Origin of the sequence: uncultured Brevundimonas sp., from assembly GCF_963975535.1 — a bacterium.
Lineage (GTDB): Bacteria > Pseudomonadota > Alphaproteobacteria > Caulobacterales > Caulobacteraceae > Brevundimonas.
In genome coordinates this window covers 17883-30368 of record NZ_CAXBHE010000001.1, presented here as the reverse complement: position 1 = coordinate 30368, position 12486 = coordinate 17883, and the positions used below count along the sequence as shown (strand labels likewise).

Sequence of the window (12486 nt, the reverse complement as noted above, 5' to 3'; positions counted from 1 at the left end):
GAAAACCGTGCCAGATTATCGGAAATTGTCCCGCGGAACGCCGCTGAGGTCGCCACGTCCTTCATCTGGTTTTCAAAGACCGATGCGAAGCCAGTCGACCCCGACCGCCCGGATGTGGGGCGCGATGATCACTATCGTAGCAGGAATACATTCCTAAATCAACCCGCATCATTGATCATCGAACGACCGACCGTCCGGTCCTAGCGCTTCTTGCCCAGCTCGGCGGCGATGTCCTTGACCATCCGGCCGGCCTTGCGATGGGCGGCGGTGATCTGGTCGCGGGTCACGCCCCATCGCTTCATCCAGTATTCGACAGCCTGACGCTCGGACAGGTCAAGCCGATCCTTGTCGATGAAGCCGCGCTTGTCCTTGAGGCCGGCCATGGCGGCGTCTCCCTGTGATCGTCTACAGGGACCTACGCCGAACACCGGGCGATGCGAACCCCGCGCCTCCGGTCAATTCGCATAACTTCGTGTTTCGATGAGCGCTGGGGGTTTAACCTGACCGGGACTCATTGGCACAACAGGGCCCCAACCCACTGGCCGACAGAATTAGCATGAACCGAGCCCGCCGTGCCCGCATCGTCGCGACCCTGGGACCCGCCAGCCGGTCGCCTTCCATGGTCAAGGCCCTGGCCAAGGCGGGAGTGGATGTCTTTCGGCTGAATTTCAGCCACGGTTCGCACGACGATCATGCGGCGGCGCTGAAGGCTGTGCGCGGAGCGGAGGCGGCATTGCGGCGACCGCTGGGCGTGCTGGCCGACCTGCAGGGGCCCAAGCTGCGCCTGGGGCGATTTGCCGATGTCGAGATCTCGGTCAAGCCGGGCCACAAGATGCGCTTCGACCTTGATCCGGCTCCTGGCGATGAGACGCGGGTGCAGATGCCGCATCCGGAAATCTTCAAGGCGCTTCGGACCGGGATGTTGCTGCTGCTCGATGATGGTCGGGTGCGGCTGCGCGTCGGCGAACGCACTGACAAATGGGCCGACGTCACCGTCGAGAGCGGCTCCAAGCTGAGTGACCGTAAGGGCGTGGCCGTGCCGGAGGCCATCATTCCGGTTTCGGCCCTGACGCCCAAGGATCGCGAGGATCTGGCCTTCGCCCTGCGCATCGGCGTCGACTGGGTCGCGCTCAGCTTTGTACAGAAGGCCGAGGACATGGCCGAGCTGAGGCGACTGGTCGCCGGCAAGGCGGCCTGCCTGGCCAAGATCGAGAAGCCGGCCGCCCTGGCCGATCTCGAGAGCATTCTCGACTACTGCGACGGCGTCATGGTGGCGCGCGGCGACCTGGGCGTCGAACTGGACCCCGAGGATGTGCCGGTGGCCCAGAAGCAGATTATCCGCGCCGCCCGCCAGCGTGGTGTGCCGGTGATCGTCGCCACCCAGATGCTGGAGTCGATGACCGAGGCCCCGACGCCAACGCGTGCCGAGGCCTCGGACGTCGCCAATGCCGTCTATGAGGGGGCCGACGCCCTGATGCTGTCGGCCGAAACGGCCTCCGGCGACTACCCGCTGGAGACTGTGGTCATGATGAATCGCATCATGGAACGGGTGGAACGCGACCCGGTTTGGCCCAGTCTGATGGACGCCGAACACGCCGGGATTGATGATTTCGACGCCGACGCCCTGGTCGCGGCGGCGCGCAAGGCGGCCGAGGCCCAGTCGACGGCCTGTATCGTCGTCTTCACCACTCTTGGCGGCACGGCCCGGCGCATGGCCCGGGAGCGCCCGCTTCAGCCGATCCTGGCGCTGACCCCCAATCCGGACACGGCGCGGCGGCTGGCGCTGGTCTGGGGGCTGGAGTCCAGGCTGGGCAAGGAGCCGACCTCGCTGGAAGATGTGACCGAGGATGCCGTGGACAGCGCCATGGAATACGGTCTGGCCGAGGCTGGCCAGCGCATCCTGGTTCTGGCTGGAACGCCCTTCGGTGCGCCGGGGGCTGCGAATCTGCTGCGACTGGCGCATGCTCCGGCCAAGGGCAAACGCCCCCGGAAGACCTGACGGACCGAATGATCAAATACATCGGCTCGAAGCGGGCATTGCTGGGCCATGTCACGGGTGCGGTGCGCCGCCTGCTGCCGGACGGCGGTACGGTCTGTGACCTGTTCTCCGGATCGGCACGGGTCGGACATGCCCTGAAGGGGCAGGGCTTCCGGGTCTGGTCCAATGATCACAATGCCTACGCCCACACCCTGGCCACGGCCTATGTCCAGGCCGATCGCGAACGCTGGGCGGATCGGGCGGAACGCATCCTGGCCGAGTTGCGAACGGTACCGCCCGAGGCCGGCTGGTTCACCCGCAGCTTCTGCGAGGACGCGCGTTTCTTCCATCCGGACAACGGGGCCCGGATCGACGCGATGCGCGACCGGATCGAGGCCATGGGGCTGGAGCCCGAGCTGAAGGCCATCGCCCTGGTCTCGCTGATGGAGGCGGCGGACCGCGTCGATTCCACCGCCGGTGTGCAGATGGCCTATATGAAGTCGTGGGCGGCGCGGGCGTTCAATCCGCTGACGCTGCGCATGCCTGACGTCCTGCCGGGTGTCGCGGCGGGCCCGTGCAAGGCGACCCGCGGCGATGCGGTCGAGATCGCCAGCCAGATCGAGGCCGATCTGGTGTATCTGGATCCGCCCTACAACCAGCATTCCTATATCGGCAACTATCACTGCTGGGAGAGTCTGGTGCTGTGGGACAAGCTCGAGACCTACGGCATCGCCAACAAGCGGATCGACGTGAAGACCCGCAAGAGCCCGTTCAACAGCAAGCCGGGCATCGCCCCGGCCCTGGCCTCGGTGGTCGGGTCGCTGGCCGCGCCCAATCTGATCGTGTCGTTCAACGACGAAGGCTATCTGTCACGCCAGCAACTGGTCGAAATGCTGTCGGCGCGCGGTCATGTCCAGGTGATCGAGATCGCCCGGCCCCGCTATGTCGGGGCCCGCATCGGCATCCACAATCTGAAGGGCGAGAAGGTTGGGGCCGTCGGTCGGCTGCGCAATGTCGAGTATCTGTTCGTGGTCACGGCACAGCCGGTGGTGCTGGCCGATGCCGCCTGATCCACCGCTAGAGGGAACGGACAGGGCGCTCCGGCCGTTGGGACCGCATGGAACATCCATCCTGCCCTCCCGTCCATCCCGTCCGCGCCGGTGACGTGGACGACTACAACGCCTTTGCCTGGCGTGAGCGACACCCGGTCGAGGACCGGGTGTCCGGTCAGCGCCTGGCCGAAGAGTCGACGTTTGCTGAAATCCTGTCCAGCCTGCCTGACTGGGTGGTGATCAGCGCCGGGGGCCTGGTTGCCGCCATCCTCGGGGCCATGGTCGGCGGGGCCCTGCACATCTAGATTTCCAGAAGCGCCCGGATCGGGGCCCAGGTCCGGCGGTGCGCCGGGCAGGGGCCCAGCGCCTTCAGCGCTGCGACATGCGACGTCGCGTGATAGCCCTTGTGCCCCGCGAAGCCGTAGCCGGGGTATTGGGCGTCCAAATCGACCATCAACCGGTCGCGCGCCGTCTTGGCCAGGATCGAGGCTGCGGCGATCGACAGTGACAGGCTGTCGCCGCGGACCACGGTGCGGATCGGGCAGGGCAGGGAGAAACGATAGTTGCCGTCGACCAGCGCGGCGCTGGGCTGGGTTGCCAGAGCGGACACCGCCCGGTGCATGGCGAGGCCCGTGGCCTGCAGGATGTTGAGGCGGTCGATCTCCTCGACCGAGGCGAAACCGACGGCCCAGCAGACGGCCCGGGCCTTGATCTCGATCTCCAGACGGTCGCGACGCGCATGGCTCAAAGCCTTCGAGTCATCGATGCCGTCGGGCAGGTCGTCGGGGTTGAGGATGACCGCCCCGGCCGAGACCGGCCCGGCCCAGGGACCGCGTCCCGCCTCGTCGACCCCGCAGACCGGGCCGCCGTGGCTGTCGATCAGCAGCATCTCCAGCGACAGGGTCGGTCCGGTGGCACTCATCGGCCGGCCATCGCGCGGACGTCGGCGTGGCGCGGGCAGCCGGTCAGGTGGTCATTGACCATGCCGGTGGCCTGCATGAAGGCATAGACGATCACCGGGCCGCAGAAGTTGAAGCCCCGCGCCTTCAGCGCCTTGGCCATGGCTTCCGACTGCGGGGTCTGGGTCGGGACATCGGCGAGAGTGGCGGGCCGGTTCTGTACCGTCTGACCGTCGACAAAGGACCAGAGCCAGGCCGAGAAATCCTCGCCCTGGTCACGCATGTCGAGCCAGACCCGGGCCCCGCGTATGGCGCTGTCGATCTTGGCTCCGGAGCGGATGATACCGGGATCGGCCATCAGCCGGGCACGGTCAGCCTCGCCGTAGCGGGCGACGATCTCCGGGTCGAAATTGTCGAAGGCGGCGCGCAGACTGTCGCGTTTGCGCAGGATGGTGATCCAGGCGAGGCCGGCCTGGAAGCCATCCAGCACCAGCTTCTCCCACAGGGCGCGGGCATCGCGTTCGGGTACCCCCCATTCCTGGTCGTGATAGGCGACATAGAGCGGATCGCTGCCGCACCAGCCACACCGGCCCGACGGGTCGCTCACGCTGTAACCTCCGGCAGGAAGGCGGGGCGGCGCACGCTGGCCGGGCGGCCGTCGACGGTCAGGGGGCCATCCAGACGATCGAGGCGCAGCAGGGCCATGGCCGCGCCGTCCTGGCCGGTCATGACCTCGCCGGCGCGGAGCTCGCCGTTCAGCACCTCGGCCCCGAAGGCGGGCGGCGGACCGTCGAAGGTGATCGGCAGCATGCGGTTGCGGATCGCACCGCGTCGCCACATGCGCGAGGTGGTCTCCTGGCCGATGAAACAGCCCTTCTGGAAATCGATGCCGTGCAGCAGGTCGTAGTCGGCCTCGATCGGATAGGTCTTGTCGACAACCGCGTCACCCGAGGCCGGGACGCCGGTTGCCAGCTGGTGCGCCAGATAGTCAGCCTCGGTCGCATTCGGTGTGGCCGCGCCGTCATAGCGCCGACCGCCGAGACCGGGCAGGCGGGGGTCGGGAATGAAGTCGGCGGCGTTCCCGTTCCAGGCGGCCATAACCGGCGTGTCGAGCGGGGCGATCGTGACGTCGGCGCGCAGCCGGTACATCGACAGGCGCTGGATCAGGGCCTCGCGGCGATCGGCGGCGACGTCCAGGATCACGCCATCGTCCTGGCCGAGCAGGAACAGGTCGAACAGCAACCGTCCCGGCGGCGACAGCAGCGCGCCGAAGCGCAGCTCGCCGGGGTGCAGGGTCTCGACGTCCTGGGTCAGCAGGTTGTGGAGGAAGGGGCGGACGTCGGAGCCGGAGACGCGGACAGTGGCGCGGCTGGCAAGATGGGCGATACGGGTCGACATTACGTCAGGATAGAGGGCCGGAGAGCGACCGGCGAGGGGTGTTCGGCGCGCGACAGCAATCGTGAAGGAAATGCAGAATCTCTGTAGTCTGGATCGATGACAGGCCGCTTTCCCATTCTCTATATCGCCGAGGCCGAGGCCGAGGCCGCGCTGCTGTCGTCGGGTGTGCTGGCACATCTGGTCGAGGCGGTGCCGCAGGCCAGCTTCACCATCGTCGGATCGGCGGCCAGCGCGCCGCTGTTCGCCGATACACCACGGCTCGACTCGCTGATCGTGCTGGACCGCGAGGGGCACTGGGACTGGGTCGCGCTGTGGAACCGGGTGCGGTCGACGCGATGGGGTCTGGTGGTCGATCTGCGCGGCTCGAGCCTGTCCGGCCGGCTGAAGCGCCAGAAGCGGGCGGTCCGGGCCCCCGACCTGCCTGGCCTGCACGCGGTCGAACAGGCCGCGCGGATCATGCATCTGGACGAGGTTCCGGCTCCGAAGCTGTTTTTCGGGGACGAGACCCGGGCGGCGGCGGATGCCCTGATCGGACCGGTGACGGGCCCGATCCTGGCCGTCGGACCCGGGGTCGAGTGGATGGGCAAGCGCTGGCCTGCCGAACGCTATTCCAAGGTGGCGGGACCGTTGCTCGCCGAGGGCGGGCCGCTTGCGGGCGGGCGACTGATGATCGTCGGCGAGGACATCGATCGGGATTCGGCCCACACCATCCGCTTTGTCGTCACGCGTGACCGGGTCATCGAACTGCAGGGCAAGCTGACACGGCTGCAGACGGCGGCGGCGCTGTCGCGGGCCGATCTCTATCTCGGGGCCGATTCGGTCTGGACCCAGCTGGCGGTGGCCGCAGGCGTGCCAACGGTGGCCGTGTTCGGACCGTCCGACGAGGCGCATCACGGACCATGGGGCGGCGTTGCCGTGAGGGGGCCGCGCACGGTCGACGAGTTCCGGGCCATCGACCCCAATCTGAACCAGGCGATCCAGCACATGATGGACCTGCCCGCGGACCGGGTGCTGAAGGCGGCGCGAAAGCTGCTGGCAGACAAGACGGCGCGCTGATCCCGGGGTATGGGAAGATCATGACCCAGACCTATGACCTGATCGTTCGCGGCGGCGATGTCGCCAACCATGCCGGCCACGGCCGCGCCGATGTCGGTATCCGCGACGGGCGGATCGTGGTGGTCGGTGATCTGGCCCAGGCCTCGGCCGGCGAGACCATCGACGCCACCGGCCTGACCGTGTTGCCGGGGGTGATCGACACCCAGGTCCATTTCCGCGAGCCGGGGCTGGAGTGGAAGGAAGATCTGGAGAGCGGCTCGCGCGCGGCGGCCCTGGGCGGGGTCACGGCCGTGTTCGAGATGCCGAACACCGAACCCAGCACCACCGATCCGGAGGCCCTGGCCGACAAGCTGGTACGGGCCCGGGACCGTATGTGGACGGACCACGCCTTCTACATCGGCGGCACCCATGGGAACTCCCGCTTCCTGCGCGAGCTGGAGCGGCTGCCGGGCTGCTGCGGGGTCAAGGTGTTCATGGGGGCCTCGACCGGGACCCTGCTGGTGGCCGACGACGACGGTGTGCGCGAGGTGCTGCGCAATGTCGGGCGGCGGGCGACCTTCCATTCCGAGGACGAATACCGGCTGGTCGAGCGGCGGCCGCTGGCCAGGGCCGGGGACTGGACCAGCCATCCCGAGGTGCGCGACGCCGAGAGCGCGATCATGAGCACGCGGCGGCTGGTGGCCCTGGCGCGCGAGACCGGGGCGCGCATCCATGTGCTGCACGTCACCACCTCCGAGGAGATCGCCTTCCTCGCCGACAACAAGGACGTGGCCACGGTCGAGGTCACGCCGCAGCACCTGACCCTGACCGCGCCCGAGGCCTATGAGCGGCTGAAGGGGCTGGCGCAGATGAACCCGCCGATCCGCGACGCCAGCCATGTCGCCGGGCTGTGGCGCGGTATCGAACAGGGCGTGGCCGACGTGCTGGGCTCGGACCATGCGCCGCATACGCTGGAGGAGAAGGCCCGGCCCTATCCGGCCTCGCCCTCGGGCATGCCGGGGGTCCAGACGCTGGTGCCGGTGATGCTGACCCATGTGGCCCAGGGACGGCTGAGCCTGGAACGGTTCGTCGACCTGACGTCGCACGGAGCCAACCGGGTGTTCGGCATCGCCGGCAAGGGCCGGATGGCCGAGGGCTATGACGCCGACCTGACGCTGGTCGATCTGAAGGCGAAGCGGACGATCCGTCACGCGGACATGGCCAGCCGCTGCGGCTGGACCCCGTTCGACGGCTTCGAGGCCACCGGCTGGCCGATGGCGACCATCGTGCGGGGCCGGACGGTGATGCGCGACGGGGCCCTGATCGGCAAGGCGGCCGGGCGGCCGGTCCGGTTCCAGGAAACGCTGTAGTGACCGGCGCGCATCGTCCGGCGCGGTGCGTTCGGCGATGAGCGACCCGATGACCGCCCGAATCCTGATCGTCGACGACGACCCGTTTATCTGCGACGCGGTCACGCTGATCCTGGGCGGTGCGGGCCACAAGGTGAGTTCGGTCAACAGCGGCGCGCAGGCGATCGGGACGGTCCCGACCCTGATGCCCGCCCTGATTCTGCTGGATGTGCGCATGCCCGGAATCAGCGGACTGGACACCCTGACGGCGCTGCGGCGGGCCGGGGTGACGGTGCCCATCCTGATGATGACGGCCGACAACAGCCCGGCGACGCTGCAGGAGGTCATGTTTCTCGGCGGCAGCGGCTATGTGCTGAAGCCGTTCGACGCCGACAAGCTGGTGGCGCGGGTCGGGCAGGCCCTGAGCGAGGCCGCCGCGGCGGTCCTGCCACCGCCGGCCGGCGGCTGAGGCCCCGCCGCTAGCCGGCGAGCACGGCGCGGGCGGCGACGGCGTCGGCATCGATCCGGGCCTTCAGGGTCTCGAGGTCGTCGAATTTCATCTCGCCGCGCAGACGGGCGACCAGGTCGGTCTCGAGCGTCTGGCCGTACAGGTCGCCGTCGAAATCGAACAGCCAGACCTCGAGCATCGGCTGTTCGGTCTCGAACATCGGCCGGATGCCCAGGTTGGCGACGCCGTCGATGACGCGGCCGTCGGGCAGGCGACTGCGGGTGGCGTAGATGCCGTAGGCGGGGCGCATATAGTCGGTCAGCGGGACGTTGGCGGTGGGCACGCCGATGGTGCGGCCGCGCTTGTCGCCGTGCACGACCTCGCCGGTTATGGCGAAGGGGCGGCCGAGGATGGCGGCGGCGCGGGCCATGTCGCCGGCCTGCAGGGCCTCGCGCACGGCGCTGGACGACAGTTTCAGACCATTGGGGTCGTCGAGCCGCTCGACGGTCGAGACGGTGAAGCCGAGGTCGGCCCCGTAGCGGCGCAGGGCCTCGGGCGAGCCGGACCGGCCCTTTCCGAAGGTGAAGTCGAATCCGACGGCGGCGTGCTGAACACCCAACCCATCTGTCTGGCCTACCGCGCTTCGCGCTACTTGAGGCCCGGCGAGCACCTTCCGGGCGAAGTCCTCATCCGACATGGCGGCCATGTCGGCGTCGAACGGCAGCAGATAGAGGCGCTCGACGCCCAGCGGCTCCAGCGCGCGGGCCATCTGGTCGGGGGTCATCAGGCGGAAGGGGGCGGCGTCGGGCTGGAACCAGCGGCGCGGGTGCGGGTCGAAACTGACCACGGCCAGGGGGGCGTCGAGAGCGCGGGCGGCGTCGCGGGCCGCGGCGATCACCGCCTGGTGGCCGCGATGCACGCCGTCGAAGGCCCCGATGGCGACGGCGGCCCCCTTTTGCCCGGGGGACAGGTCGCGCCAGCCGCGGATGACCTCGATCGCCATCTCAGGTTCTGGCGGGGCGGCGCCGGCGCGGGACACGGACAGTGGCCTCGCCGTCCATGACCAGGTCGTCGCCGACATGGCCGGTGGCGGTCAGGACCACGCGGGCGGTCTCCGGATCGACCGAGGCCACGGTGACGCGGGCGATCAGGATGTCACCGATGCGCACCGGCTTGTGGAAGGCCAGGGTCTGGCTGAGGTAGATGGCCCCGGCCCCGGGCAGGATGGTACCGACCACGGCCGAGCCGACCGAGGCCGACAGCAGGCCGTGGGCGATGCGGCCGCGATAGGCGGTCTTTGAGGCAAATTCCTCGTCCATATGGACGGGATTGAAGTCGTCGGAGGCCTCGGCGAAATGCTGGATCCGGGCGTCGGTGATCTCGACCTGTTTTTCGGCGGTCATGCCGACGGACAGTTCTTCGAGGATGTAGCCGCCGGAGGGATGTTGTTCGGTCATCGGCCCCTGTTAGCCTCCGGCGCGTGAATTGGCGAGCGTCACCAGGCGAGATCGAGGGCGGCGTAGCGGGCGAAGGTGGTCTCGGCCTTGAGCAGGTCGGCGGCGCGGGCCGGGTCGAGGTTGCCGTCCGGGCCGCGGGCGGCGTCGCCGTGGATGCCCTGGGCGATGAACAGACAGTCCAGCGCCTGCTGGTTGGCCCCGCGCACATCGGTGATCACGCCGTCGCCGATGCACAGCACGCGGGCCCGGTTGACCGGCGCGCCCAGCAGGCGTTCGGCCTCGGCCATCGCCAGGGCGTAGATGGGGCCGAACGGCTTGCCGGCCATGGTCACCCGGCCGCCCATGGAGTCGTACAGGTCGGCCAGGGCACCGCCGCAATAGATCAGCTGGTCGCCACGCTGGACCACCCGGTCGGGGTTGGCGCAGATCAGCTCCAGATCGCGGGCCACGGCCGGGGCCAGCCGCTCGCGATAGTCCTCGGGCGTCTCGACGGTGTCGTCATTGGGGCCCGTGACCGACAGGAAGGCGGCGTCGGCGGCGGTGTCGACCGTTTGCAGGCCCAGGCCCTCGTACAGAATGCCGTCGCGGGCGGGGCCGATGATCCAGGCCGGGCCGGGCGCGCGCCGGGCCAGCTCCATGCGGGTGGCGTCGCCCGAGGTGACGAAGGCGTGCCACGACTCACGCGGCACCCCCAGGGCATCCAGCTGGGCGACCACGTCCGAGGCCGGGCGCGGCGAGTTGGAGATCAGCACCACATGGCGCGGGCCGTTGGGGCCGGGCTCGCGGTTGAAGCGGGCCAGGGCCTCGCAGGCGTCGGGCCAGCTCTCGCGGCCGTTGTGGATCACGCCCCAGACGTCACAGAGCAGGATGTCATAGGCGTCGGCGACGGCGGCGAGGTGCGGGAGCGGATGCGGCAGGGTCATCCGGGGGGGATAGCCGGTTCGGACGGGGGGGTGAAGGTGTGGTCGGCTTCGTCGTCGCCGGCCTGATCGTCGGTGTCGGCGGCGGCGTCCGGTTCGGGGGTCATCGTCTCGAGCAGCAGCAGGGCGGGCGACAGGATGAAGTCGTCGACGGCGACCCGGACGCCGCGGCGGCGCAGGTCCAGATACATGGCCTCGCGGTCGCAGCGCGGGGTGTAGGCCCCGGTCAGCAGTCCCTCGAGCCGGATGCGCTGGATCGCATAGACGTTGGCCCGGTAGCGGTCGCTTCGGCTGGGGCGGCGGGGGCGCATGGCAGGCTCCGGCGGTTGGTGGCGATCAGGCACGGGTCGGTGCCGTCGGGCGCAAGGCCGGACGGTCGGGGCGGGCGCGGGGCGACCGGGGCTCGCCCGGTGCAGGATGAAATACCGTTTCGACGAGACACAGCGCCCCGCGTGGCCGTTTTCCACGCGCCCGTCGCCTGCCGGCCCTGTTCGGGCCTTGGCGACTCGCCGCCCCGTCCGTTGCCGGGCGGGACAGGGGGCGGACGTGCCGGTCGGTGCCGACAGCGGTCGCGACCCGAAGGCGCGCGGCGAGCAAGCGGGCGGGATCCGTCCCCGCCCGGCGAGGCCCCCGGAGATATGCCTCTCCCCGGCTTCATCGCTCGGCCACAGCCCGCCGTCGTCGAGCAGCGTGGATCCGACGCCCTCCCCATCGACGGGATGCGGCGGAGTCTGCCACGAGTTGGAACCAGGGCGGGTTTTTCGGGCGGGATTTTGGGGAAGGGGTGGGGAAACAGGGGGTTGGGGAGGGGCGATAGGGGGATTTTTGCGGGGGAGGTAGCGGTGGATTTTCCTTCTCCCCTTGAGGGAGAAGGTGGCCCGCGTAGCGGGTCGGATGAGGGGTGAAATTCGGCGGCTTCCGGTTTAGTCTCCAGCCATGCTCAAGCCATCTGAGCGTACACGAACTGCCGCCCGCCGCTCTCGCCGGGAGCCGACGATGGCCGAGGCTGCGGTGTGGACCATGCTGCGTAACCGGCGGTTGGAGGTCTTTAAATTCCGCCGCCAGATGCCGGTCGGGCCCTATGTGGCCGACTTCTGTTGTCCGTCGCTGAAGCTGATCATCGAGCTGGACGGCGGGGTTCACGCCCTGCGAACCGAGCGCGACGCGCGACGGGATCAGTGGCTGACGGCCGTGGCGGGGTTCACCGTCCTGCGCTTCGCCAATGAGGCAATCCTGAATAATCCGGCCCTGTTATTTGACGCGGTGCGGCAGCATGCGGTGCGCCGCCAATGAGTTGCGGTGTTTCACCCCTCATCCGCCCCCTGCGGGGGCACCTTCTCCCTCAAGGGGAGAAGGAAGGTGGGTGGCGCGAATCCCCCCGGAACATCCCGCCGCCTTCGGGGGTTAGCCCTGCGGGGGCTGAGGGAGAGACCGATGCGATATCTGACGGGACTGACGACGGCGGCGGCCTGCACAATGGTGCTGGCGGGGTGTGCCACGACGGACGGCTATGCCTCGGCGTGCGAGCGCGACTATGCCCAGAACCGCGAGCGGGCCACGGCGGCGGGCGCGCTGCTGGGGGCGGCGGTCGGCGCGGCGGTGGCCGGCAGTGAGGACCGGGAGATCGGGGCCGCGATCGGGGCGGCGGCCGGGGCCCTGCTGGGACGGGAACTGTCGGCCGAGGAGGATCCGTGCGGCTATGGCTTCGGCGGCTATAACCGCGACGGGCGTTACGGGCGCGAGCGCATCTACTGGCGCGACGACGGCCGGCGCTGGTGATCATCGGGCGACGGGCTGCGCAGGCGCAGCAGCTCGCCCCAGTGATCGGCCATCACCATCAGGGCCTGACGGCGTTCGGGGTCGGGTTCGGGGACGGCCTGCTGGATGAGGTCCGAGAGTTTCCGGCGGCAGTCCTGGGCTGAGATTGAATGGTCCATGCCAGGGATAACC

The 12486-nt window shown here is 69.2% G+C and carries 17 protein-coding genes; 8 read left to right on the top strand and 9 right to left on the bottom strand.

Annotation, left to right across the window (positions count from 1 at the left end; genetic code table 11):
- Window positions 1-200: 200 nt before the first annotated feature.
- Entirely contained in the window at window positions 201-383 is a 183-nt protein-coding gene (locus AACZ75_RS00185; protein ID WP_013269402.1) for a DUF3606 domain-containing protein, read from the bottom strand.
- Window positions 384-556: 173 nt separating this feature from the next.
- Between AACZ75_RS00185 and pyk the strand changes: the two genes are divergently transcribed.
- From pyk to AACZ75_RS00170, 3 genes are read left to right on the top strand one after another with little or no spacing between them, the layout of a single operon-like run.
- Window positions 557-1999, top strand: a complete 1443-nt coding sequence (gene pyk, locus AACZ75_RS00180) for a pyruvate kinase (RefSeq protein WP_339870507.1) — start codon at window positions 557-559, stop codon at window positions 1997-1999.
- Window positions 2000-2007: 8 nt separating this feature from the next.
- Window positions 2008-3048, top strand: a complete 1041-nt coding sequence (locus AACZ75_RS00175; RefSeq protein WP_339870506.1) for a DNA adenine methylase — start codon at window positions 2008-2010, stop codon at window positions 3046-3048.
- Between the two features lie 47 nt (window positions 3049-3095).
- Window positions 3096-3335: a hypothetical protein gene (locus AACZ75_RS00170; protein WP_339870505.1), complete on the top strand. Its 240-nt coding sequence runs from the start codon at window positions 3096-3098 to the stop codon at window positions 3333-3335.
- On the opposite strand, the gene AACZ75_RS00165 is transcribed toward AACZ75_RS00170, so the two are convergent.
- Genes AACZ75_RS00165 through AACZ75_RS00155 form a run of 3 tightly spaced genes read right to left on the bottom strand, consistent with a single transcriptional unit; the run spans window position 3332 to window position 5327 of the window.
- Window positions 3332-3952 carry a ribonuclease HII gene (locus AACZ75_RS00165; protein WP_339870504.1) on the bottom strand — a complete coding sequence of 207 codons (621 nt, stop codon included), beginning with the start codon at window positions 3950-3952 and terminating at the stop codon, window positions 3332-3334. The genes AACZ75_RS00170 and AACZ75_RS00165 overlap by 4 nt on opposite strands.
- On the bottom strand, window positions 3949-4536 hold the full coding sequence (locus AACZ75_RS00160; protein ID WP_339870503.1) for a DNA-3-methyladenine glycosylase I: 588 nt from the start codon (window positions 4534-4536) through the stop codon (window positions 3949-3951). The genes AACZ75_RS00165 and AACZ75_RS00160 overlap by 4 nt, the downstream gene beginning before the upstream one ends.
- Window positions 4533-5327, bottom strand: a complete 795-nt coding sequence (locus AACZ75_RS00155) for a folate-binding protein (protein ID WP_339870502.1) — start codon at window positions 5325-5327, stop codon at window positions 4533-4535. The genes AACZ75_RS00160 and AACZ75_RS00155 overlap by 4 nt, the downstream gene beginning before the upstream one ends.
- A gap of 96 nt (window positions 5328-5423) precedes the next feature.
- On the opposite strand from AACZ75_RS00155, the gene AACZ75_RS00150 reads away from it, so the two are divergent.
- The 3 genes from AACZ75_RS00150 to AACZ75_RS00140 are packed head-to-tail and all read left to right on the top strand — an operon-like array spanning window position 5424 to window position 8180.
- Window positions 5424-6383, top strand: a complete 960-nt coding sequence (locus tag AACZ75_RS00150; protein ID WP_339870501.1) for a glycosyltransferase family 9 protein — start codon at window positions 5424-5426, stop codon at window positions 6381-6383.
- Window positions 6384-6403: 20 nt separating this feature from the next.
- The gene (locus tag AACZ75_RS00145) at window positions 6404-7732 is read left to right on the top strand and encodes a dihydroorotase (RefSeq protein WP_339870500.1); all 1329 of its coding nucleotides are present in this window, start codon (window positions 6404-6406) and stop codon (window positions 7730-7732) included.
- 49 nt (window positions 7733-7781) lie between these two features.
- Entirely contained in the window at window positions 7782-8180 is a 399-nt protein-coding gene (locus tag AACZ75_RS00140; protein ID WP_339870499.1) for a response regulator, read from the top strand.
- A 10-nt stretch (window positions 8181-8190) separates the two neighbouring features.
- On the opposite strand, the gene AACZ75_RS00135 is transcribed toward AACZ75_RS00140, so the two are convergent.
- From AACZ75_RS00135 to AACZ75_RS00120, 4 genes are read right to left on the bottom strand one after another with little or no spacing between them, the layout of a single operon-like run.
- On the bottom strand, window positions 8191-9162 hold the full coding sequence (locus AACZ75_RS00135) for a bifunctional riboflavin kinase/FAD synthetase (RefSeq protein WP_339870498.1): 972 nt from the start codon (window positions 9160-9162) through the stop codon (window positions 8191-8193).
- Between the two features lies 1 nt (window position 9163).
- Entirely contained in the window at window positions 9164-9616 is a 453-nt protein-coding gene (locus tag AACZ75_RS00130) for a MaoC family dehydratase (RefSeq protein WP_339870497.1), read from the bottom strand.
- Window positions 9617-9654: 38 nt separating this feature from the next.
- The gene (locus tag AACZ75_RS00125) at window positions 9655-10539 is read right to left on the bottom strand and encodes a TIGR01459 family HAD-type hydrolase (RefSeq protein ID WP_339870496.1); all 885 of its coding nucleotides are present in this window, start codon (window positions 10537-10539) and stop codon (window positions 9655-9657) included.
- The gene (locus AACZ75_RS00120) at window positions 10536-10847 is read right to left on the bottom strand and encodes a hypothetical protein (RefSeq protein WP_339870495.1); all 312 of its coding nucleotides are present in this window, start codon (window positions 10845-10847) and stop codon (window positions 10536-10538) included. The genes AACZ75_RS00125 and AACZ75_RS00120 overlap by 4 nt, the downstream gene beginning before the upstream one ends.
- Window positions 10848-11472: 625 nt before the next feature.
- Between AACZ75_RS00120 and AACZ75_RS00115 the strand changes: the two genes are divergently transcribed.
- Window positions 11473-11829 (top strand): endonuclease domain-containing protein, encoded by a 357-nt coding sequence (locus tag AACZ75_RS00115; RefSeq protein WP_339870494.1) that lies wholly within the window; start codon window positions 11473-11475, stop codon window positions 11827-11829.
- 141 nt (window positions 11830-11970) lie between these two features.
- The gene (locus AACZ75_RS00110; protein WP_339870493.1) at window positions 11971-12315 is read left to right on the top strand and encodes a glycine zipper 2TM domain-containing protein; all 345 of its coding nucleotides are present in this window, start codon (window positions 11971-11973) and stop codon (window positions 12313-12315) included.
- On the opposite strand, the gene AACZ75_RS00105 is transcribed toward AACZ75_RS00110, so the two are convergent.
- Complete coding sequence (locus AACZ75_RS00105) at window positions 12285-12473, bottom strand: hypothetical protein (RefSeq protein WP_339870492.1); 189 nt, start codon at window positions 12471-12473, stop codon at window positions 12285-12287. The genes AACZ75_RS00110 and AACZ75_RS00105 overlap by 31 nt on opposite strands.
- Window positions 12474-12486 lie beyond the last annotated feature (13 nt).

What these genes read in the sequence shown, in the direction of transcription:
- AACZ75_RS00185 (WP_013269402.1), bottom strand. Translation starts at nt 383, where the DNA reads ATGGCCGGCCTCAAGGACAAGCGCGGCTTCATCGACAAGGATCGGCTT.
- AACZ75_RS00110 (WP_339870493.1), top strand. Translation starts at nt 11,971, where the DNA reads ATGCGATATCTGACGGGACTGACGACGGCGGCGGCCTGCACAATGGTG.
- AACZ75_RS00105 (WP_339870492.1), bottom strand. Translation starts at nt 12,473, where the DNA reads ATGGACCATTCAATCTCAGCCCAGGACTGCCGCCGGAAACTCTCGGAC.
- AACZ75_RS00175 (WP_339870506.1), top strand. Translation starts at nt 2,008, where the DNA reads ATGATCAAATACATCGGCTCGAAGCGGGCATTGCTGGGCCATGTCACG.
- AACZ75_RS00140 (WP_339870499.1), top strand. Translation starts at nt 7,782, where the DNA reads ATGACCGCCCGAATCCTGATCGTCGACGACGACCCGTTTATCTGCGAC.
- AACZ75_RS00135 (WP_339870498.1), bottom strand. Translation starts at nt 9,162, where the DNA reads ATGGCGATCGAGGTCATCCGCGGCTGGCGCGACCTGTCCCCCGGGCAA.
- AACZ75_RS00130 (WP_339870497.1), bottom strand. Translation starts at nt 9,616, where the DNA reads ATGACCGAACAACATCCCTCCGGCGGCTACATCCTCGAAGAACTGTCC.
- AACZ75_RS00165 (WP_339870504.1), bottom strand. Translation starts at nt 3,952, where the DNA reads ATGAGTGCCACCGGACCGACCCTGTCGCTGGAGATGCTGCTGATCGAC.
- pyk (WP_339870507.1), top strand. Translation starts at nt 557, where the DNA reads ATGAACCGAGCCCGCCGTGCCCGCATCGTCGCGACCCTGGGACCCGCC.
- AACZ75_RS00120 (WP_339870495.1), bottom strand. Translation starts at nt 10,847, where the DNA reads ATGCGCCCCCGCCGCCCCAGCCGAAGCGACCGCTACCGGGCCAACGTC.
- AACZ75_RS00125 (WP_339870496.1), bottom strand. Translation starts at nt 10,539, where the DNA reads ATGACCCTGCCGCATCCGCTCCCGCACCTCGCCGCCGTCGCCGACGCC.
- AACZ75_RS00150 (WP_339870501.1), top strand. Translation starts at nt 5,424, where the DNA reads ATGACAGGCCGCTTTCCCATTCTCTATATCGCCGAGGCCGAGGCCGAG.
- AACZ75_RS00145 (WP_339870500.1), top strand. Translation starts at nt 6,404, where the DNA reads ATGACCCAGACCTATGACCTGATCGTTCGCGGCGGCGATGTCGCCAAC.
- AACZ75_RS00155 (WP_339870502.1), bottom strand. Translation starts at nt 5,327, where the DNA reads ATGTCGACCCGTATCGCCCATCTTGCCAGCCGCGCCACTGTCCGCGTC.
- AACZ75_RS00115 (WP_339870494.1), top strand. Translation starts at nt 11,473, where the DNA reads ATGCTCAAGCCATCTGAGCGTACACGAACTGCCGCCCGCCGCTCTCGC.
- AACZ75_RS00170 (WP_339870505.1), top strand. Translation starts at nt 3,096, where the DNA reads ATGGAACATCCATCCTGCCCTCCCGTCCATCCCGTCCGCGCCGGTGAC.